The organism is Promicromonospora sp. Marseille-Q5078 (genome assembly GCF_050315395.1).
In the GTDB taxonomy this organism is placed as follows: domain Bacteria; phylum Actinomycetota; class Actinomycetes; order Actinomycetales; family Cellulomonadaceae; genus Isoptericola.
The window spans coordinates 64,820-85,063 of the sequence record NZ_JBNPQG010000002.1; the positions used below are offsets into that span (position 1 = coordinate 64,820).

General features: G+C 70.5%; 25 protein-coding genes. 22 read left to right on the top strand and 3 right to left on the bottom strand.

Going from position 1 to position 20,244, the window contains the following annotated elements; all coding sequences use genetic code 11:
- Positions 1-679 precede the first annotated feature (679 nt).
- The 13 genes from ACQFYA_RS21110 (at position 680) to ACQFYA_RS21170 (ending at position 9,950) form a co-directional block, all read left to right on the top strand.
- Complete coding sequence (locus ACQFYA_RS21110; protein WP_499127816.1) at positions 680-2,086, top strand: P-loop NTPase family protein; 1,407 nt, start codon at positions 680-682, stop codon at positions 2,084-2,086.
- Between the two features lie 295 nt (positions 2,087-2,381).
- Complete coding sequence (locus ACQFYA_RS21115) at positions 2,382-2,840, top strand: hypothetical protein (protein ID WP_499127818.1); 459 nt, start codon at positions 2,382-2,384, stop codon at positions 2,838-2,840.
- Between the two features lie 94 nt (positions 2,841-2,934).
- Entirely contained in the window at positions 2,935-3,249 is a 315-nt protein-coding gene (locus tag ACQFYA_RS21120; protein ID WP_499127819.1) for a hypothetical protein, read from the top strand.
- On the top strand, positions 3,246-3,563 hold the full coding sequence (locus ACQFYA_RS21125) for a hypothetical protein (RefSeq protein ID WP_499127822.1): 318 nt from the start codon (positions 3,246-3,248) through the stop codon (positions 3,561-3,563). Before ACQFYA_RS21120 ends, ACQFYA_RS21125 begins: the two co-directional genes overlap by 4 nt.
- Positions 3,564-3,664: 101 nt before the next feature.
- The gene (locus tag ACQFYA_RS21130; RefSeq protein ID WP_499127823.1) at positions 3,665-4,441 is read left to right on the top strand and encodes a hypothetical protein; all 777 of its coding nucleotides are present in this window, start codon (positions 3,665-3,667) and stop codon (positions 4,439-4,441) included.
- Positions 4,442-4,471: 30 nt separating this feature from the next.
- Positions 4,472-4,672, top strand: a complete 201-nt coding sequence (locus ACQFYA_RS21135; protein WP_499127825.1) for a hypothetical protein — start codon at positions 4,472-4,474, stop codon at positions 4,670-4,672.
- 371 nt (positions 4,673-5,043) lie between these two features.
- Positions 5,044-5,943, top strand: a complete 900-nt coding sequence (locus tag ACQFYA_RS21140) for a hypothetical protein (RefSeq protein WP_499127826.1) — start codon at positions 5,044-5,046, stop codon at positions 5,941-5,943.
- A 335-nt stretch (positions 5,944-6,278) separates the two neighbouring features.
- A complete protein-coding gene (gene nrdH / locus ACQFYA_RS21145; RefSeq protein ID WP_499127891.1) occupies positions 6,279-6,626 on the top strand; it encodes a glutaredoxin-like protein NrdH in 348 nt (115 codons plus the stop codon).
- Between the two features lie 390 nt (positions 6,627-7,016).
- Positions 7,017-7,364: a hypothetical protein gene (locus ACQFYA_RS21150; RefSeq protein WP_499127827.1), complete on the top strand. Its 348-nt coding sequence runs from the start codon at positions 7,017-7,019 to the stop codon at positions 7,362-7,364.
- The gene (locus tag ACQFYA_RS21155; RefSeq protein WP_499127829.1) at positions 7,361-7,585 is read left to right on the top strand and encodes a hypothetical protein; all 225 of its coding nucleotides are present in this window, start codon (positions 7,361-7,363) and stop codon (positions 7,583-7,585) included. Before ACQFYA_RS21150 ends, ACQFYA_RS21155 begins: the two co-directional genes overlap by 4 nt.
- A complete protein-coding gene (locus ACQFYA_RS21160; RefSeq protein WP_499127831.1) occupies positions 7,582-8,331 on the top strand; it encodes an HNH endonuclease family protein in 750 nt (249 codons plus the stop codon). The genes ACQFYA_RS21155 and ACQFYA_RS21160 overlap by 4 nt, the downstream gene beginning before the upstream one ends.
- A 12-nt stretch (positions 8,332-8,343) precedes the next feature.
- Positions 8,344-8,868, top strand: a complete 525-nt coding sequence (locus tag ACQFYA_RS21165) for a hypothetical protein (RefSeq protein ID WP_499127833.1) — start codon at positions 8,344-8,346, stop codon at positions 8,866-8,868.
- A gap of 38 nt (positions 8,869-8,906) precedes the next feature.
- A complete protein-coding gene (locus ACQFYA_RS21170; protein ID WP_499127835.1) occupies positions 8,907-9,950 on the top strand; it encodes a hypothetical protein in 1,044 nt (347 codons plus the stop codon).
- Positions 9,951-10,020: 70 nt separating this feature from the next.
- On the opposite strand, the gene ACQFYA_RS21175 is transcribed toward ACQFYA_RS21170, so the two are convergent.
- Together ACQFYA_RS21175 and ACQFYA_RS21180 are read right to left on the bottom strand one after the other, a co-directional pair.
- Positions 10,021-10,431 carry a hypothetical protein gene (locus tag ACQFYA_RS21175; protein ID WP_499127837.1) on the bottom strand — a complete coding sequence of 137 codons (411 nt, stop codon included), beginning with the start codon at positions 10,429-10,431 and terminating at the stop codon, positions 10,021-10,023.
- Positions 10,432-10,451: 20 nt separating this feature from the next.
- Positions 10,452-11,315: a hypothetical protein gene (locus tag ACQFYA_RS21180; RefSeq protein ID WP_499127839.1), complete on the bottom strand. Its 864-nt coding sequence runs from the start codon at positions 11,313-11,315 to the stop codon at positions 10,452-10,454.
- A gap of 168 nt (positions 11,316-11,483) precedes the next feature.
- Here ACQFYA_RS21180 and ACQFYA_RS21185 point away from each other — a divergent pair, with 168 nt between their 5' ends.
- The 8 genes from ACQFYA_RS21185 to ACQFYA_RS21220 all read left to right on the top strand — a co-directional run bounded on the left by ACQFYA_RS21185 (position 11,484) and on the right by ACQFYA_RS21220 (position 17,012).
- On the top strand, positions 11,484-12,608 hold the full coding sequence (locus ACQFYA_RS21185; RefSeq protein ID WP_499127841.1) for a restriction endonuclease: 1,125 nt from the start codon (positions 11,484-11,486) through the stop codon (positions 12,606-12,608).
- Between the two features lie 313 nt (positions 12,609-12,921).
- Positions 12,922-13,248, top strand: coding sequence for a hypothetical protein (locus tag ACQFYA_RS21190; RefSeq protein WP_499127843.1), 327 nt, complete (start codon positions 12,922-12,924; stop codon positions 13,246-13,248).
- A gap of 3 nt (positions 13,249-13,251) precedes the next feature.
- Positions 13,252-13,500 carry a hypothetical protein gene (locus ACQFYA_RS21195; RefSeq protein ID WP_499127845.1) on the top strand — a complete coding sequence of 83 codons (249 nt, stop codon included), beginning with the start codon at positions 13,252-13,254 and terminating at the stop codon, positions 13,498-13,500.
- A 9-nt stretch (positions 13,501-13,509) separates the two neighbouring features.
- Positions 13,510-14,130 carry a hypothetical protein gene (locus ACQFYA_RS21200; protein WP_499127847.1) on the top strand — a complete coding sequence of 207 codons (621 nt, stop codon included), beginning with the start codon at positions 13,510-13,512 and terminating at the stop codon, positions 14,128-14,130.
- Positions 14,131-14,319: 189 nt separating this feature from the next.
- A complete protein-coding gene (locus ACQFYA_RS21205) occupies positions 14,320-15,021 on the top strand; it encodes a hypothetical protein (protein WP_499127849.1) in 702 nt (233 codons plus the stop codon).
- A gap of 84 nt (positions 15,022-15,105) precedes the next feature.
- On the top strand, positions 15,106-15,603 hold the full coding sequence (locus ACQFYA_RS21210; protein WP_499127851.1) for a hypothetical protein: 498 nt from the start codon (positions 15,106-15,108) through the stop codon (positions 15,601-15,603).
- A 167-nt stretch (positions 15,604-15,770) separates the two neighbouring features.
- Positions 15,771-16,367 carry a hypothetical protein gene (locus ACQFYA_RS21215; RefSeq protein ID WP_499127852.1) on the top strand — a complete coding sequence of 199 codons (597 nt, stop codon included), beginning with the start codon at positions 15,771-15,773 and terminating at the stop codon, positions 16,365-16,367.
- A gap of 105 nt (positions 16,368-16,472) precedes the next feature.
- Positions 16,473-17,012: a hypothetical protein gene (locus ACQFYA_RS21220; RefSeq protein WP_499127854.1), complete on the top strand. Its 540-nt coding sequence runs from the start codon at positions 16,473-16,475 to the stop codon at positions 17,010-17,012.
- A gap of 572 nt (positions 17,013-17,584) precedes the next feature.
- Here the strand turns inward: ACQFYA_RS21220 and ACQFYA_RS21225 are convergent.
- Complete coding sequence (locus tag ACQFYA_RS21225) at positions 17,585-18,619, bottom strand: LacI family DNA-binding transcriptional regulator (protein WP_499127855.1); 1,035 nt, start codon at positions 18,617-18,619, stop codon at positions 17,585-17,587.
- Between the two features lie 261 nt (positions 18,620-18,880).
- On the opposite strand from ACQFYA_RS21225, the gene ACQFYA_RS21230 reads away from it, so the two are divergent.
- Positions 18,881-20,236, top strand: a complete 1,356-nt coding sequence (locus tag ACQFYA_RS21230; protein ID WP_499127893.1) for a Gfo/Idh/MocA family protein — start codon at positions 18,881-18,883, stop codon at positions 20,234-20,236.
- Positions 20,237-20,244 lie beyond the last annotated feature (8 nt).

A 20,244-nucleotide genomic window follows, 5' to 3' on the forward strand; every position in this document is an offset into this window, starting at 1 on the left:
GGCACGGTGGCGACGGTGCTGCGTCTGCGCGGTGGCCGCGCGGGGAGGGTGGCCGCGCGGGGGGGGGGGGGGGGGGGCGTACTCGCGGATGCCTGGTGGCTGGTTGGCCCGCTTGCTGCTGCTGCGACGTGCTGGGAACTACTCGTGGGCGGGCGACTGAACTCGGTGCCGAGTCAGAACCTCGCGGAGAACCATGCCTCGGCTCCGAGTTTAGGAAGCACGTCAAGCGACCAACCGCCGATTGCCTCTATTACCTCTGTTGCCGTGCCTGTTGGGGGTTGCCCGCCGTGGTCTGGCGGCGGGTGGCCGCCGTGCTGGTTCGCACCGCCGAGGCCACTGACCCTCAGCACCGGCCACACCACTTCGACACCGGTCCGGGATGCCTCGGTCCGTGGTGATCGCGGCGGGTTCGTTCCCGCAGGCCGGTAACAGCGAGGCCCGCGCGCGCACCTTCCGTGGATAGACGCAACCAGCGGCATGAAGGATGAGGGATGCCGGTTCAGACGAAGACGCGCACCACGGGCAAGCCGGCCACCGGGGCGGAGCGAGTGGAGGCGCCTGCGGCTCGCGTTCCCGCGCGTAGGCAGACCCACTGGCGCAACGGGGTGCTGTGGTCGGCCGCAGGCGTCGCGACCGGAGCTGCCGCGTCCATCGCCGGGTACAGCGACCTGGTCGCGCCGTGCGCCGGCGGGGACTGGCCGTCGGCGCGACCGTCACGACTCTGGGGGCTCGGCAGAAGACGCGCCGCGAGCTCGAGGACCGCACGCTCGAGGCGCTCGCCCCGACGATCGGCGCGCACCGCCTGGACCGGCGAACGGTGATCATGAGCCACTGGAGCGCGGGCTGGCCCGGCGTGCCGCGCAAGATCCGCATCCACTACGCCCCAGGGATCCTCGATGGCGGCATCGAGCTGGTGCCCAAGATCCTGGGCACGCTCGCGATCCGCCTCGGCGGCCGGTACACGGTCGCCAAGCACAAGCTCAAGCAGTGCTTCCTGGTGGTCGTGCTCGACACCAGCGCGCCGGTGGTGGAGGCGGCCGCGAAGCCTGCCGCGGTCGAGCGGGCAGAGGAGGCGCTGACGAATCTGATCGGGCCCACCGCGCAGGTCGTGGAGTACGAGCTGGCGGAGAAGACCGAGCAGGGCACGAAGGTCACGACCTACAAGAACGGGATGCTCGCCGGCGAGCGGGTCGAGAAGCCGGTGGAGGGTGCGAGTCCCTCGCCCGAGCCGGCTGCAGCCACAGGCGAGCAGCTGCGCTCCATCACCGTGTCGCACGGGGCCGCGGTGAAGATGGCCACGGGCGGGTACCGCAACCGCATCGAGGGAACGATCTCGACGATGATGCCCGGGCGCTGGCGCACCCAGTGGGACCTGGAGCACGACCTGGCCCGCTTCGAGCAGCGCCCGTCCCTGCCCGGCAGCATCTGGCTGCCCACGGACATGCCCGAGAACGTCGACGACCTGCTTGCGAACTACGACGACGTCGCGATCCTCAAGGCGATCGACGAGGACGGCAACAAGCTGTACTGGTACCCGGCTCGTGTGCCGCAGATGCTCATGAGCGGTGGCACGGGCTCGGGCAAGACCTCCACCACCCACGCGATCGTCGGCAAGATCACCCAGTACGGGTGGCCCGTGTGGATCGCGGATGGCAAGGGCATCGAGTTCCTCAACCACATCACCTGGCCCAACGTGCAGGTCGTGGCCACCTCGATCGAGCAGCAGGTCGCCGTCGTCTACCGCGCCTACAAGCTCGCCAAGCACCGGTACGACCTGGTGAAGTCCGGCGACGCCCGAATCGAGGACTTCGAGCCGCTGATGGTCGTGCTCGACGAATGGTCGGAGACGATCCAGGAGCTCACCGGCTGGTACGAGGAGATCAAGCAGAAGGGCGACAAGCCGCGCCCGCCGCTGATGCGCTGGTACACCTCACTGCTGCGCCTGGCCCGCACCGCCCGCGTGCACCTGATCGTCACCATGCAGGTCCCGACGTCGCGCTCTTCGGCGACGGCGGTGGCGAGGCCCGCTCCAACATGGGCGAGCGGATCTCCGTCGGACGCCTCGACCCGCACGGCGCCGAGATGATGTGGAACTCCCGAGCGCTGGGCGTCACGATCCCGAACTCTGCCCGTCAGCGCGCCGTCACCACCAACAGCGCGGGCCGCCCCGTCGAAGCACAGTGCTACCGCTTCCCGTCGATGACCGCCCCCGACGACAGCGAGCAGGGCCAGCTGCGCGCGGCGCTCATGCCCAAGGAGGCCCGCCACCCGCGACTGCTCATCCTGCCCCCGAGGAGCGCGGCGACGGCGAGCCGCTGCGCTTCCGCGACTACGCCGAGACCGAGTGGGTCCTGGCCGAAGCCCGCCCCGACCTCGACCCTGTGGCCCGAGCCGCCAACCGCAAGGGCAAGATCGACGGCCGCCGCGCGTCCTCCGCACTGGTCATGCTCGGACTGCAGAGCGCGCACGGCGACGACGGTGACGACCATGCCGCCGCCCGCGCCGGCCAGCGCGCCGCGGACTCCGGCAACTACGGCCTCGACGACGAGCTGCCCTGGGACACCGACGAGGCCAACAACTGGGGCAGCGACGACCCCTACGCCGACTACGACGAGGCCACGCCCACCCCGCCCGCCCACCTCGAGATCGGTGACCTCATCGAGGTCGACGACCAGTGGGTGTTCGTCAACGAGGCCCCGGAGGACGACCCTCTCGCCCCCGGTTCACTCGCCATCTACTACCGCGCCGAGGGCGACGAGTTCGGCGCCGTCTCGCTGCCCGACGACACACCAGTCCTCGCCCGGCGGGCATCCACCTCACCCGAGGGCGACCACGCATGAACTACCAGACCCGCCCCCGCACGGTCCTCACCGCCGGCAACACGCCCGCCCCCGCAGACACCCCCGTGCCCACCCGCCGACCCGAGGAAGACGCATGAGCAACAACCAGACCACCAACGGCATCAGCCCCGACGACGAGTGGGCCCTCATCGGCGTGGCCATCACCGTCTTCGGTGCGATCACGGCCTCCGCAGGCCTGATCTGGCTCAAGGGCGTCGCCTGGCTCGTCGAGCACAACATCCTCGTGCCTGCCGAGGCCAACCCTCTCGTGCCCATCCCGCACACCGACGGCGCCGGCCTCGACCTCGCCCGACTCGTCATCGCTGCGTGCGTCGTCGCCGCCCTGATCGCCGTCACCGCATCCACCGCCATCCACAAGATCAAGCGCCGTCGACAGGAGGCACTGTGAGCCGCAGCCGAACCATCCTCGCCAGCGCCGCGGCCGCCGAGATCCACGAGCCCGCGTGCAAGTACGAACGCGACCTGTGGAACGCCCAGGAAGCCGCCCACGCCACCGCCACCACCCAGGCCCAAGCCATCGAAGCAGCCAAGCCGCTGCTACGGGTGTGCGCGGACTGCCCGGCGCTCGCGGCCTGCAACGCCTGGGCCCGCGCCGACTTCTACACGGGGATCGCGGCCGGCGCCGCCTGGCAGGAAGGGGATCGCCAGCCTGCGCACTGGGTGCCTGGCCACCCACCGAAGAAGATGCGCAAGGCAGCATGACCCCACACCCGGTGAGCGAATCGGAGCAGTCGGCCATAGTGGTGCCTACCAACCACCCGCGGAGGCTGACCACCCCCGCCGCACCACCGGGAGTGACCGCGATGGCGACCACCAGCTCCGTCCTCGTCCTGGGTGACGACCACCTGGACCTCATCACCACCGCGGCCGCGCGCTGGGGCGTCCTGACCGACGCCACCACCGCGGCGTTCAGCGGCAACCACATCGCCGCCACCCCCACCCAGGCGGGAGACCTCCTGCGACAGGAGAACGCCAGGGCCCTGGACCGACTGGCCACGCAGGGGCGCACCAATCTCGCCGACCGCGTCGTGCCCGGTCGATACCAGCACGAGCCCATCGACCCCGCTGACGCCATCGACCCGGTCGAGGTGATCAAGGCCGTGCACGCCGCACAGCACGCCTGCGCAGCCAGCCCCACCTGGTCGACCAGCAAGGCACGCACCCTGCTTGCCGCGGTCGCCACCGCAGCGACCCACCGCCTCGCCGGCTACGCCGACGCCCCCTGGAACTGGACCCGCGCCGCCCGACGAGACGGCACACCCCTCGGCGTCGCACTCGGCGACGACCACCCCCACATCGACGGCGTCACCTGGCTCAACCCCGAAGACGCCGGCGACCAGTGGCGCGAGGCCCCGTTCGTCCTCGTCGTGCCCGCCACCGCCCACCTCATCACCGCCGACCGGGCTGCACGCCCCGACGTCTTCGTCCTGACCACCGACGAAGACCCCGAGACCATCTGGGACGCCGTGAACAGGCTGAACCTGCCCTCGCTCGTCCTGCACTGGCCCACCTGCCAGCCCTGGCTGCGCGACCAGATCGACCGCTCCGCTCCCGCGTACACCCGACCTCGGAGCGCGTGACACACCGCCTCCGCCAGCCAGAGGAGCACCATGACCGCGAGCAAGAAGGACCGCAGCATCCACTGCGGCGCGAACCGATGCACCAACCACGCGACCTACAACATCCTGGGCGGCGCCGGGAACTGGACCACCCTCGCCTGCGAGCGCCACCTGGGGATTCTCACCGTGCGGCGACTCGTGGACCCCGCCACCGAGCACGTCATGGTCCGCCACCGCCCGAGCGGCAACTGAGCGGCTGGGCGTGGCGGCCGCCGCAGGCAGCTGAGCACGCGCCCCTATAATCGGGGGGGTCGGATTCGTCCGACTCCCCGGACCAGGAATCGGGGTGGTACCCGCCCTGGTCCGTCGTCCGCGAGCCGGAGTTCTGGTGTTCGGGTTGGTCCCCGAGCATCACCGGCCGCGGACGTTCGGGTTTCTAGGCCCAGTGCGGTCACAGACGACCGCCCGCATGCACCTTCCGATCACGACAGGGAATTCCCTTCGATCGGACAGGAGCGCGGCATGGATCACCCCACCGTGAACTTCGACGGGCCGCAGCGGGGCCCCGTCCGGTTCGGAGCCGAGCGCGCGACGACCGAACTCGCCCGGAAGCGGGCTGCAGCATGAGCACCATCGTGCGTGCCTGGTGCGACTGCGGCTGGCACGGGGAGTACCGGTCCACCGCGGTGGCCGACTTCGCGGGCCGCCAGCACTCGTGCGACAGGTGGCGGGCGAAGCGGGAGGCTGCCCGCCGACGCGCCGAACGCGAGCGCGTCGTCGACCGGACCCCGAAGCCCTGCCTGCACAAGGTCGCCCACCACGAGCACGGCTCCCACGCCTGCTACGTCCTCGACCGGTGCCGCTGCAGGCCCTGCGCAGACGCGAACAGCGTGTACGAGTCCGACCGCGCACGCCGGCTGGCGTACGGCCGCACCGACCTCGTCGACGCGGAACCCGTCCGCGAGCATGTGCGCCGTCTCGCCGCGGCGGGCATCGGGCTCAAGACCCTCGCGCAGCGTTCCGGCGTCGCGCGGGGGTCGCTGTGGAAGTTGATGTACGGCGTGACGCGACCCGACGGCACCCGTGTCCCGTCGCGGCGGGTGCGCCGCGACACCGCGGCCGCCATCCTCAAGGTCGCTCCGACGCTCGACGTCGTTGCCCGCGGGTCACGGGTCCACGCGCGCACCACCGCGCTGCGCGTTCGTGCACTGGTCGCCACCGGATGGTCCGTGCCCAGGATCGCTGCGGCCGCCGGCGTCGACCGTCAGGCCCTCGACCCGCTGCTGCACACCGCTCGGCGGCACACCCGCCGCCCGTGGACCGTCAAGGCGTCCACGGCCGCCGCGGTCGCTGACGCGTACGAGCGCCTCTGGGACCAGGCCCCACCCGAGGCGACCGCGGGCGAGCGCGCCGCGGCCGCGAGGTCCCGTGCACGTGCAGCGGCTGCCGGGTGGAAGCCGCCTGCCGGCCTCGATGACGACAACCTCGCGCAGCTGGTGCCCCTGACCCGGAGGTCAGCATGAGCCTCATCCATGACGTGGCGCCCGGTCGCCCGCCGGCGTACCGCGACCCCGCACGGTTTGCGGTCGCGTGCACGGCCTCGGCCGTCGTCCTCGAGCGCGAGGGGCACTGTGCAGCGGCGCGTCGGCTGCGTGCTCTCGCACATCAAGCGACCGAGCCCGACACCCACGACAGTCCCGCCGCCGCCAGCGCTGGCACCGGCCCCGAGGTCGGCCCAGAGCTGGCAACCCCTGGACCATCTGCCTGACCCTGCCCGCTCGGCTCCGACGTTGCCCTGCAACGCCCGACCAGCTCACACCGCCCACCAGAACGATCACGTTTGGAGGACCCCGTGTCCGTGCACACCGCGCCCACCCACCCCGACGAGCCGTCCCGCGAGCCGCGGCGTGTTGCATCTGATGCAACAGACTTCCCAGTTGTCTACTCCAAGCCGAGCTGCGTGCAGTGCGACGCCACCTACCGTGCCCTGGACCGCAAGGGCGTGAAGTACCGCGTCGTCGACATCACCCATGACGAGGACGCTCTGGCGATGGTGCGCGCCCTGGGGTACCTGCAGGCCCCAGTCGTCGTCGCCGGCGACACCCACTGGTCCGGCTTCCGCCCCGACCAGATCGACAAGCTCGCTAAGCAGGGGACGCCCGGAACGGACGCCCCCGGTCCCCGCGGCGAGACGGGAACCGCATGAGCCCGTTCTCCCTGCACCGCGCTCCGCTCCTGCCAAGGTGACGCGCAGCTCGAGGACGCCTTCGCCACCTGGATGTGCGACCGGCGCGACGGCTACACCGCCCACCTCGGAACGCCCGACCAGCACGACGCGCGGCACGACGCTCCACCGACTCGCAGCCGCTTCCGGCCTCGACGCCGACGTCCGTCTCGTCCAGGCCGTGCCCGACGACGACATCTGGTTCGTCGAGTTCCACCCACGGCTCCGGGACCGCAGAATTCGCTGGTCCGAGCACTTCACCGCCCGGAGCCGGCGCCGCAGCTGACATCTGACCGCCTCCCCCTGCGGTGTACGCCCCACGTCGCCACCGGGCGGGTAACAACGACACCCACGCCTGCACCTTCTCTAGGCATGGAAGCAACAGCACTCAGCATCGCGAGCGCGGCCCTTGACGCTGCCCTCCTGCTGTGGGCTGCCAGCACCACCCTCGCCACCGTCGCCGTCGCCACCTACGCGCTCATCAGCGCACTCAAGGACGACGCCGGCACCCTGCGCGACACCCTCTGCCTCACCGCCGCCCTCGCGGCCTCCGCAGCCCCTGCCTGGGCCGTGATCTGGGTACGCGACGGCATCCCCACCACCGCCACGAACTGGCTCTGCCTCGCCATCGAGACCGCCCTCGCCACAGCGGCGCTCGCGGCTCTGGTGCGCCACGAGGCAGCGGACGAACCCACCATCAAGAGGAGCCGAACCCTGTGAAGCGCAACGACACGACCGTCAGCATCTTCACCCCGGCGGTGCTCATTCCCGCTGCCGCGGTCTCAGTCCTCACGCGCGGCATGGGCTACTCGATGCCGTTCGGCTTCCTGATGACCGCGGCCACGATCTGCATCGCCTACGGGATCGCGCAGATCGTCCACCGGCAGATGGCAGCACGCGCCCAGCGGACCGCTACCGGCCGAGCGGAGGACGGACGATGACGCGCCGCCATACGACCCGCTTCCGCGCCGTCCTCACGCTCGTCGCAGCGACGATCGGGCTGCTTGTCATGCTCTCCCCGGCGCTGCGCACCGCGGTCACGTCGCTCGATCTCACCGAGATCGGGCGAGACGCTGTCACGGGGCCGGCGGACGCCATCCGGGCATCGGCCAGCGTGACCCACGCACGCGCCGAGCTCGAGCAGCTCGACGTCAAGGGACGCGCCCCCAAGACCGGATACGCCCGCGCGCTCTTCGGCGACGGATGGGCCGACCTCGACGACGACGGCTGCCACACCCGCGACGAGATCCTGCACCGCGACCTGACAGAGGTCACGCTCGAGGACGGTTCGGACTGTGTCGTGGACTCCGGTCAGCTCGAGGACCCCTACACCGGCACCCGCATCGACTTCACTCGCGGCCAGGCCACCTCCACCGCGGTGCAGATCGACCACGTCGTCGCCCTGTCCGATGCATGGCAGAAGGGCGCCCAGCAGTGGAGCGCCGACAAGCGTCTGCGGTTCGCGAACGACCCGGCGAACCTGATCGCCGTCGACGGCCCCACCAACGCCGCCAAGAGCGACGGCGACGCCGCGACCTGGCTCCCACCCCACAAGGCGTTCCGCTGCGAGTACGTCGCCACCCAGGTCCGCGTGAAGGCCGAATACGGCCTGTGGGTCACCCCCGCCGAGCACGACGCGACCAAGCAAGTTCTGGACGCCTGCCGCGCGAAGTCGACCACCCACTGACCAGGAGCACCCATGCCCACCACGCGCCGCCCCCGGGCGCTGCCCGTCGACACGGTCTACGTCCAGCGCTTCCGCATCCGCCTGCCCGCTCCGATGGGCCCCACCTGGGCCATGTTCCACCTCCTGGCCGTGACCGCCTCAGGTGTTGCCGGCGGCGTCCTCCTCGCCCGCTGGACCGACGCCGAGCTATGGCTCAGCACCGTCGTCGGGTTCGTCATGAGCTACCTCACTGCACTCATTGGACGACACCTCGCCACGGCATGGTGGCGCTCGCGCCCCCCGCTCGAGCGCCGAGTGTCCTGGCTGTGCCAGCGGGTCGCCCACCGGTTCTATCCCGACGTCGGGTGGCTGGAGGACAGGGAGTGTGAAGGGCCAGCCGACATGCGGGTCCAGGTGGCCTGCAGCCACTGCACCCAGATCGAGACGGCGAACTGGTGCCAGGACTGCATCGACACAGCCAACCAGGGTCCGAGGCAGCGATGCACCGCGTGCGGCCGCCCCATCGCCGAGGTCCTGACCGCAACAGGTACTCGATGATCCCGGCCACGATCGCGACGAGCACCAAGGAGCGCCCGATGCCCCGCCTGATCGCCCGAACCACCCACGCGCTGCGCCGCGGCTGGCGCTCCGCCGCCGGGTGGTGCGACGCCTATCTGGTGGCCGTCGTGACCTCGGTCCTGCTGTGCGCGATCTGGCTCGGCATCGCCCCGGCAATCCCCTCCCTCATCCAGCTCTACGCCGACGCCGCACCCGCAGACCAGGCCGCACTGGTGGCCGTCGCCGGCATCGTGCTCATCGCGCTCACCCGATTCAAGATGATCCGCCGCATCACGAGACGTCAGGCCGCGGGGCCGGCGCTCGCGGCGCGGCGGCCGGCGCAGCTCGTCTCGGCCCGAACCGCCCACCACGCCGAGCTCGAGGGGATCCCGGCGCCGCTGCGCATTGCGTGGCTTCGCCTGTCCGGCCTGTACGGGGAGTCGTACGCGACCTGGGTGATCGCCAACGTCGACAGCGGCGCGACCCTCGAGAAGGTGCTCGCCTACGCCGAGGACCGTCACCCCCAGTGGGCGGAGGGCACCCGCCGTGCGCGGGGGCCTGAGTCGTGCGCGCGACACGAGGCCGCGCACGCGGTCGTCGGGCACATGATCGGCTGCACCGTGCTCCGGGCCGACGTCCACATGACCGAGATGAGGGGCGGCCAGACCCACTCCATCCTCCCGGTCCCGTTCCCCGCCGAGCACGACGCAGCCTGGATCCGTATGCGGTCCGGGCTCGCCGGCCGCGCCATCGACGTCCTCAGCGGCCAGCACGACCACGGATCGACCAACGACGTCGAGTCGGCCGTCAAGGACGCCGCGATCATCGTCTCCACCGGCCTGCGCCCCACCGGCTACACCGGGCCGCTGACCACCGACGCACTCCTCGCCGCCGCGAGCGCCGAGGCCCGCCGCATCCTTCTCGCCCATCAGTGCGTCGTCGATGCCATCGCATCTGCGCTCCTGGAGAGGGAGGTGCTCGGGTCGCACGATCTGCGCGCGCTCCTCCCCGACCCGAGGACGATGTCGTCGTCCCCGGCCGTGCGAGCTTCGCGTCATGGGCCGCGGCTGCCGACGGCCTGATCGACAACGGCGCCGCCTGGCGGGCAATGGCCGGCCCGGTCTGGGGAGAGGACGGGCGTGGCGGGGGTGGTCAGTCGCCCACGGGCGTGTAGGTCGAGCGCAGACCGCTCGGCGGCAGGAACTCCGTGGTGATGCGCCAGCCGTTTGTCTCGTAGGTGAACCGCGGCTCGGCGTCGAAGTCGTGGGCCCGCAGCGCTTCCTCAATATCAGACTCGTATGCGCCGATCGCCGGGACCAGGCATGCGCTGGAGTCGTCGCGCTTGTCGGCGTTCTCGAATACCTCGGCGGGCTCGTCAACGACGATCGTTTCCACCGTGACGGTCGCATGCTCTGCCCAACCGGGTACTTCGTCCTGGCAAGCTTTCGCCAGCGCCTCGGTCGTCTCCGGTGCGAACACGGTCGCCTGCATCCCGCGGACCACCATCGCGGCGCCGACGATCAGCGCGATGGCGCCTCCGACGACCCAGAGCGTGATCTTCACCCCGCGCCTCATGGCCATGGTCAGTGCGCCTCGTCCCAGGCGTCGAGCATGCCAACGAACTTGTCCTCGTACTCGGGGCAGCCGGTCTGGATGACGCGCATGGCCTGCCAGACGCCCGGCGCTGCGGGCTCTGCTTGGTCGGAGGTGGAGTCCATGACGAGGCCACGCAGGCCGCCGCGCTCGTCCAGGGAGCTCTTGTCGCGCACGCCGGCGCACACCAGCGGCTCGAACGCGGACAGGTACTCGGGATCCTCGAACGCGTCGATCACGTACTGCGACACATGCCCGTACCGTTCCGCAACGGTGACTGCGCGGTCGGCGTCCGCTGCCTCTGCCTTCACCTTCTTCTCGGTCTTGCTGGACCGCTTGATGGTGGCCTTCCAGTCGCCGGCGAGGGGGTGGTCCGGGCACAGCATCATCGCCGCCCGGATCTCCTTCTTCTGCGGCTTGGTGAGCATGTCCGCGGTGGCGTAGTCGTCCTCGGGGTCGTTCTGCACGCAGATCGCGTACAGGGTGCCGATGTCGTCGTCGTCGTACCCGGAGGCTTCGTAGGCGGCGGCCTCGAGGTCGGTGGTGGGTAGGACGGCGTCCCACGTGTCGCACAGGTCGTACTCGCTGGGCCAGAGCGCCTTGAAGTCGGTCCGCATGCGGGTGCCGTCGTCGCGGGTGATGTACCGGTCACCACGCTCGTCGTCGTAGCAGTCGAGCACGACGGGATCGAGGGCCTCGGTGACCTCAGGGGTCCATAGGTGGCTGGGTTCCTCGGACGGCTCGGCGCTGACCGACGGCGTCGACGATGCGGCGACGTCGATCGGCGCGTCGACCCCGGAGGGGGCGCACGCGGTCACTAGGGCGGCGATACAGACGGCCGCGATTGCGCTCACAGCGCGGGCGATGTTCATGGGGTCCTCACGCGGCCAAGGTAAGTGGCCGGGGCCGAGTGAGTGCCGGGAGCGACGAGAAATCACCCGGATGGAATGCACTCGCGGGGCAGGCGTGACACACCCGACCGCCCGGTCGCGGACGTGTGACCGAGTCACCACCATGAAGTCATGCCTGACCCTGTGCCCTTTCGGTCCTCCCGCCACACCCGTGCGATCGTCGTCGCCGACTGGCGTGACGCCGAGGAGCTTGCGCGGTGGCACATGCGTGAGGTGCTCGGGTTCCGCGACGCCGAGCTCACGCCGCCCGGCGCGGACGGCGGCATCGACGTCGTCTCTGCCCACGCGCTGGCACAGGTGAAGCACTACGCGGCGCCGGTCGGCAGCCCCGAGGTCCAGCAGCACGCTGGCGCAGCTCACCGCGCGAAGCTGGCGCTGTTCTACGCCCTGACCGGGTACACCGCCGCCGCTCTCGAGTACGCGAACACGGCGGGGCTGAGCCTGTTCACCTACGACATCTACGGCGACGTCCATGCCGCAAACGGGCCCGCGCGACAGCTCCAGGCCAGCGGCACGGACACCGGCCCGCAGACGCCGCGAGACGCCGCGACAGAACAGCTCCGGCGCGACGCCGCAGCAGCCACCGAGGTCTTCGACAGGGAGCTCGCAGCCGCGGCGAGATTCAGCGAGCAGTTCGCCTTCTCTCGCACGCTAGATGCCGACGAGGTCGAAGACATCGAACGCTTCATCGTGATCGAGCTGGTGGCTGTCGTTGCCCTGCTCGAGGAACTCAGAGTGAAGAGACCTCACGATGAACAGGTACCGGCGCTGAGGAACGAAATCCTCGCGAGTGTCGGCCACGAACGGACCTGGCAGGAGTGGATCTACGCGCTCGCGGTCTGGCGGCACCGTACTCACGAACCCTTCGCCCGCCTGTATGCCAGCGAACAGCGCGGCCGCGACGAGACCGTCAGCGACCGGGCCCGGGTCCTTCTGGCCGACGCCTACCGTCGAGGGCACTGGGCGAAGGAGAAGGACCGCAACACGACACCCATCCGACTGGCCGATCGCTGGAAGTCCCGCCCGCTCGGGAACCGCTACCGGGAGAGCACCCGAGAGGACGACTGGATGCGCTGGGCTGCCTCCGAGCGGAGGTGGAAGGCCATCGAGGCCCCATCCTGGTGGCAGCCGTTCACCAAGGAACACATCTTCGGCCTGCCCCATGAAGAAAACGCCCGGCTCTACGACTACAAGCACTCCGGCTACCGGGATGGCGGACCTTGGACCCTCGTGTAGCCCGACGCAGGCTCGGCTAACTCACGATCTGAGGCCCCCTCGCGCGACGAGCTCAGGCAGCCCCAGGGGCAGTAGGCATGGGGTGCCGTGGGTAGTGGGTGCGGAGCCGCCGGGCGTGGGTGGTGGCGGGTAGCGTCGTGAGCACCAACCAACCGGTGGCCCGACCAGCCACCTCGAATGGGCCGGCGCGTGTGCTGGCCACGGGGAGTGATTCACCATGACTGCTGCGGCGATGACGACCGAGTGGGCGCGGCTCGACACCCTGAGGACAGGGGACGAATTCCGGGTTCCCGGGGCTGCTGCGTGGGGCCGCGTGGGCAATGCGACGCGCGAGATGCTGTTCGTCTACGGCGGCGGGTTCGGCGACCGGGACATCGCGCTCGAGGACTGGGGCGACACCGAGGTCGAGGTGCGGCGAGCCGACCACGCTGGCGAGGTACGGATCGACCTCCGCACCTGGGGCGGCGAGGAGTTCGTCTGGCACTCCTCGTACTTCCTGACCCCGACAGCCGGGCGTGAGGACCTGGTCCGCGCCAACGTGCCGGTCGCCTTCTGCGGCTACCTGGCCGAGATGCTCGAGCCGGACGGTCCCACGCGATACCGCATCGGCACCCACGTGCTCCTCGTGCGGGAGGTGTGAGCGATGGTCCGCGAGCACATGATCCCGGTGGTGTTCGACGTCAACGCGCCCACCGAGGAGGAGGCGGCGCAGATCCTCGTTGACTACCTCGCGGCGCACCTGCGCGACGCTCTGCCGACGGGGGAGTTCCCCGAGCGGGGGATCGAGGCCTGGTGGCTGCCCCAGGCCGAGCACAAGCACATCGACGGCAACGACCGAGACGCCATGCACCTGGTCGAACAACCGGCCACCACCGACCAGGACGAGCGGTAGGCGACCGGCGTGGACGAGCACGAGCACGAGCACGAGCACCACCCCAGGACCCTGATGCGCCGTCGCCAGCGCACAGCCCAGCAGTGCCAGGACATCGTCGACGAGGTGCGCGCCACCCTCGACCGCCGGCGACGCCAGGGCATCGTCGGAGACGACGACGCCGCCCTGGCACTGCGTGGCATCGCCGCCGCGATCCGCGTGCACAGCCCGCACGCGAGCACCTACGAACTCGAGCGCGTGCGGGACCCTGACCGGTCGTACATGAACCTGTCGGAGATCGACGGCACCCAGGTCTGTGAGCACATCGCGGCGGGGCTGGAGGACGACGTCGACACCTTCGTCTCGGACCTCGACCCCTACGACTTCCCGGCCTACGGCGCCCCCAGGGACATGCCGTGGTGGACAGACGATCCGAGCGACTACCGCCTGGTCACCATCGACGTCGACGGCGCGCTGGCCTGGGTTCCCGCGCCGAGCACACCCCAGCAGCGCGCCGCGCGGCTCCTGCGGGTCTACACCGCGCTGTTCGGCCACGACGTCGGCACGGCGGCGACCACCGCCGACATCATCATCGACCTGCAACGAGCCCGCAGTGCAGCCACGAGCCAGGGGCGCACCTCGACCACCTGATCCACCTCACCACCGACACCGCGCCGGCCCCGTACACCGACAGGGCCGGCGCGCTGTCACGGGGACAGCGGGCATGGGGTCCCCGTGACAGCAGGAGCAGAGCTGTCGCCCGCCGGCGAGCGCCGATAGCGTCGAAGCACCAACCGAATCGGTGGCCTGACCAGCCACCCCGAAGGACGGAGAACCGTCATGTCCGAGACCAGCACCATCGAAGCGCCCACCACCGCACTGGCCCTGGAGGGCCGGCAGGCCATAGTGGACGGGCAGTTGACGACCGTGACCCGCGTGGACGGCGACACCCTGTACGTCCTGCACGAGGCGGGCAGGGCGCTCGCGGCCGGAGCGGTGGTGGTCCTGCCTCTGCCGGGCGAGCCGGTGACCGTGAACGGCGACCCACGCAGCTGGGTGGGCGTCGAGAACGCCCGGACCGGGGGGCCCGCGCTGCACGGGGAGAACCTCTGGACTCTGTGGGTCTCCCCGATTGGGGACGTCTACTCCGGGGTGCATGACATCGCAGAGCTCGACGCCCGCAAGATCGTCACCGGCCCGCCCGAGCCGGGCATGCGCGCGGCGATGATGGCCATCCTCAACGAGCGCCGAGCTCAGCAGGCCGCTGCAGTAGACCGCGTGGAGTGGATCGAGCGGCTCACCGACGAGGCGCACGAGTACGCCAACGCCAACGCCCTGTGCGAGCGGTTCGACGAGTTCATGGAGGAGCACGGGATGCGCCGGCGCAGCCGCGATCACGAGCTGCGTGTCGAAGTCACCGCGACGCTCTACATCACCCGCAACGCCGAGAGCGTCGATGACGCGATCAACGACCTCGAGCGCGATGACGTCTGGGACCACCTCAACGCAAGCGACCTCGACTGGTCCGCCTCCGAGCGCTGACCGCCACCGGTGGCCCGACCAGCCGCCCCGACACACGCAACGCAACGCTTGCACGTACACAGACGGAACGGACGGATACCGATCATGGGCATGGACGTCTACGGCAAGAACCCCAGCACCGAAGCCGGCGGCTACTTCCGCAACAACATCTGGTGGTGGCGGCCCCTTGCGGACTACGTCACCACCACCTACCCCGACCTCACCGCCGGTTGCACCTACTGGCATTCCAACGACGGCGACGGTCTCGACGCCGACGCCGCCACGGCGCTCGCGGCGGCCCTGCGCGTGGACCTGGAGAACGGGAACGTCGCCCGGTACGCGGAGCAGTACAACGAAACGCTCGCCGGCCTGCCGATGAGCGAGTGCGACCTGTGCGCGGGGACAGGGGTGCGCACCGATGCGATCGGCAAGCAGTACGGGTACGACCAGCCGCACGATCCGGTCACCGGCCGGGGCGGCTGCAACGGCTGCCGGGGGCAGGGGAAGGTCGAGCACTGGGCGGCGAACTACCCGTTCGACGTCGAGAACGTTCAGGCGTTCACGGAGTTCGTGGCCTCCAGCGGTGGGTTCGAAATCTGTTGAGCTCGAGCGGGTGGGGCACCGGTCCGGGTGCCCCACCCGTGGCGGGCACCCCATGCCGCCCGCCACGGGGTCCAGACCGCTCGCGCTGTGGGTGGAGGCCGGTAGTGTCGTGAGCACCAAACCACCCGATGGCCTGACCAGCCGTCTTGATGAGCGGAGCACCCGCGATGACGCACACCACGAGCACCCCCACCCCCTCCATCCGCGCTCGGCACACGGCGACCTGCTACGCCCACGCCATCGGCTGCGCCGTCGAGAACATCGCCGAGTGGGACGCCGAGACCCGAGCCGCGCACAGCACCGACCCCATCGAGCACGGTGACGACTACCTGGCCGACGGCACCGTGTCCTGCTACTGCGCGACCGGCGTCGCCGAGCAGAGCGCCGCCACCCTGGCCGCCGGGTACGCCGCCATCGACGCCGAGCGCGCCCCCATCGCCCGCGAGCACTACACCGACCTGCTCCCCGTCACCGAGGACCAGACCGTCACCGTGACCGTTCGCTACGTCGGCCTCTCCATCAACCTGGACCTGCACATCACGCACGACGGCGCCCGCACCTGGACCCTGCACACGATGGGCGTGGCCGTCGGCAAGATCGTCCGCGACCCGCGCGGCTTCCGCCCCACCTACGGCACCGTCACCCGCGACCACTCGTCCCTGAACTTCTCCGTCGCTGTCGGATGGGCCGCCAAGGAGTCCCTCGCCCAGGTCATCGGCCTGGACGCCCGGCACCTCGGGCTGAGCACCGCGCCCCGCGGCTGACCACCCTGCCGCCCGGACACGGGGGGACCGGGGGGACCGGGGGGACCCGGGGGGGACCCCTCGCCGGCGCCCCGGCCACCCAAGCTTCACCGAGAGGACTCCGCCATGAACGCCCGCGCTCCGCAGACCGGCCACTGGATCATCGTCGAGCGGGAGCACTCCGCCGACCTGGCCGTCGGCCCGTACCCCACCGCCGACGCCGCCGTCGTCGCACTGGACAGCCTGCTCATCGACGGCTTCGCCGAGGAGGACGCCACCGACATCATCGCGCTGTATGAGCCCGGACCCCCGCCCGAGGACACCGACGTCGTCCTGGTGAACCTGGACGACCCGCACCACACCCGATCGGTGTCCTTCACCGGCGGGTGGCCCGACAGCCCCGTGTGCCCGTGCGGCAACGACGTCGAGAGCAGCGGCTTCCTCCCCGTCGACGCGGACGGCCGGTACATGTCGCGCCGCCAGGACACGCCCGCGCCGACCCACCTGCTGTGCGCCGAGTGCGGCCTGTACTGGACTGCGCCGGACCCTGCCGCCCAGGGTGACCGGGACGGCACCGAGCCGCGCGCCATCCTCGGCGTCACGTCGGCCGGGCAGATCGACGTCGACGCGCTCACCGCAGCGAACGCAGCCGCGGTCGACGACTGACCTGGTGCCGGCGGCCCACGGGAGACGTGGACCGCCGGCACCGCACGGCACCCCATGCCCACTGACTCGGGGCCCCCGGCGCCGCCGAATGTCGTGGGACGCGGATAGTGTCGTGAGCACCAACCACCCGGTGGCCTGACCAGCCGCCCAGAATGAGCGGGGGGTTCCCGGGTAGTCGGGGACCCAGATGACGGGAAGTCCCGGTCGAGTTCTTACTCGGCCGGGACTTTCGTCGTTCCAGGTCTGACGGCGGCCGGCTGAGCTGCTCGTGTCGATCTGCTCGTATGGCGACGTCGCGGCGCTCCAGCTCGTCGTCGACGCGCACCAGGTGGACACGCTTCGCCCCGAGGCGGTCGAGCTTCGTCACGACGACGGAATCGCCCTCCTCGAGTTCGGAGCGAGGACCGGCAGGTCATCACGGCGGCCGGCCGCGGTCTCGACCCGCAGGTGCCGCGTGTCGACTCCGGCAGCGAGGAGCGCGTCGCATTGCGCGTCGAGGATCGGTGTCGACGCTCGCTCGTTCTACCTGGCGGGCTCAATGTGTCGGCCTGGATCGTGACGGAGCAAGCCCCTTAGTGTCGATCTTGGGCGGCCAGGTATGCATCGCCTGTGGACTGCCGCCAGACGACTGAGGCGATGCTGGTGGTGTGCTCGGCGGGTTCATCGTCTCGCATCAGCGCGACGAGATGTTCGAGGGATCGGCGGCCGAGTTCGGCGTAGTCGACTTCGACGGTGGTGAGGGTGGGGGAGAGCCACTCTCCGAGCGGGTTGTTGTCCCAGCCGGTGACGACGAGGTCGTCGGGCACCGCCCAACCACGTTCGATGGCACCGTGGATCGCAGCGGAGGCCAACAGGTCGTTGGCGGCGATGACCGCGGTCACACCCTCGTCGGCGGGGAGATCGAGGATGGCCTGTCGGCTGGTCTGCGGGAGCCAGTCGCCGCCGGCGACACCTGCTGAGCGAAGGCTCAGGCGTTCGATGGTGTCGAGGTATGCCTGTTCGCGTGCCTGGGCGGTGGGGTAGCTGCGGTCGCCGGCGATGTGCAGGAAGTTCCGGTGCCCTGCATCTGCCAGCCGTTCGATGATCTCGGCGATGGGTCGCGCATCGGCGAGGTCGCCGATAGCTCGGAGGTCCTCGTCGTACTCGGCCGCGACGACGACGGGGGCGGTGGTGGGTCCGGGCTCGGGCGGGTCGGACAGCATCGGCGTGAGGGACAGGACGCCTTCGAACAGGCCTGACTCGGCGAGCTCGAGGACGCGGGTGGCGAGGGCGGACGCCGTGCCGTCGAGAGTGACGCCCTCCACCTGGTAGCCGTAGGAGTGTGCCTTCTCGGTCGCGCCGTTGAGCATGCGGATCGCGCCGACGGCCTCACCTGCCGGCAGCAGGATCGCCAGGCGGCCGGTGTGACGCGTCCGCATCGCCCGGGCCGCCATGTTCGGGCGGTAGCCGAGCTTCTCGATGGCTGCGCTGATCCGCTCGCGACTCTTGGCGCTGACGCCCTGGCCGTCGAACCGCAGGTAGCGCGAGACCGTCATGTGTGAGACGCCGGCCGCTTGGGCGATGTCGTAGATCGTCGTGCGGCGGGGTGAGGGGGCGGTCGTCGGCATGCTCCGATGATGACATCAGTCGGGCAGATTTGTGATCGATAACGACGGCGAGCTCGCTCGCCGTCCTGCGCCGCCAGCCGCGGTCGCCGGGCGGTCCAATGGCAGGGGTTGACGGCGCTCGTTACCGATAACTATCGTGACCGGTGGATCAGGCTAGTTATCGATAACAGCGCTGGTCCGCCGAAGTTCGCCGGAGCCGGCCGCCGTTGGCCGAACCGCTCCGCCGGTCATCGAGGGAGATGAAACGCAGTGACCAGTCCCGTGGGTCGAGGAAGCTCACCTCGGAGGTATGCCGTCGTCGGCGCGGGCCACCGGGCCCAGATGTACATCGACGCGATCCTCTTCACCGTCGCGGACGTCGCGCAGCTCGTGGCCGTTGCGGACAACAACCGGAAGCGGGCGGACTACCACCTGCAGCGTGCCGCGTCGGCCGGGGCCACGGTCGAGTTCGTCGAGCCGGACGAGCTTGCCGAGGCCGTGGCGCGCCTCGACATCGACAGGGTGATCGTGGCGACCCCCGACTTCCTCCACGCGGAGTACATCGAGATCGCGCTGCGGGCGGGGGCCGACGTCGTCGTCGAGAAGCCGCTGACCATCGACGCCGAGGGCGTGCGCCGCATCGCCGGCGCGGTCGAGGAGACCGGACGCGAGGTGGTGGTCGCGTTCAACTACCGCTACTCGCCACGCAACTCCGCCCTGAAGGAGCTGGTGCAGACCGGCGCCGTCGGCACGGTCACGAGCGTGCACTTCGAGTGGCTGCTGAACACGGCGCACGGCGCCGACTACTTCCGCCGGTGGCACCGGGAGAAGGCCAACTCTGGCGGCCTCCTCGTGCACAAGGCGTCCCACCACTTCGACCTGGTCAACTGGTGGCTCGGCGACTCCCCGCGACGGGTGACGGCCAGCGGGGGCCTGAAGTTCTACGGGAACGACAACGCCGTCGCGCGCGGCCTGGGGCCCCGCCCCGACCGCGGCACCCACGACGGCGACTCGGACCCGTTCGAACTGGACCTGCGCCAGGATCCGCGACTCAAGAGCCTGTACCTGGACACCGAAGACGTGGACGGCTACCTGCGCGACCGGGACCCCTTCAGCGACGGGATCACGATCGAGGACACCGTCTCGCTCCTCGTCGACTACGACAGCGGCGTCAGCATGTCCTACTCGCTGACGGCCTACAGCCCTTGGGAGGGCTACCGGGTGGCCATCAACGGCACCGAGGGCCGCGCCGAGCTGGAGGTCGTCGAGAACGCCGCCGTCCTGCTCGAGGGCGAACAGGTGCTCGACCCCAGCGTGGCCGAGGACACCCGAGGCTCGGACGGACTTCGCCAGATCGGGGAGCGGCTGCTGCTGCAGCGGCACTGGGAACAGGCACGCGAGATCCCCATCGAAGACCGCGGACGTCTCGGCCACGGCGGCGGCGACGCGCTGCTCCTGTCCGACGTCTTCGTCGAGCGGGGGGAGGACCCGCTCGGCCGCCCCTCGACCTGGGTCGACGGCGTCCGGTCGGTCGCCGTCGGCATCGCCGGCAACAGGTCACTGACCGAAGCACGCCCGATCACGGTCGCCGAGCTCGAGCTCGGAGTCGAGCTCACCCGCGAGCCCGCCACCGTCTAGCGCACACC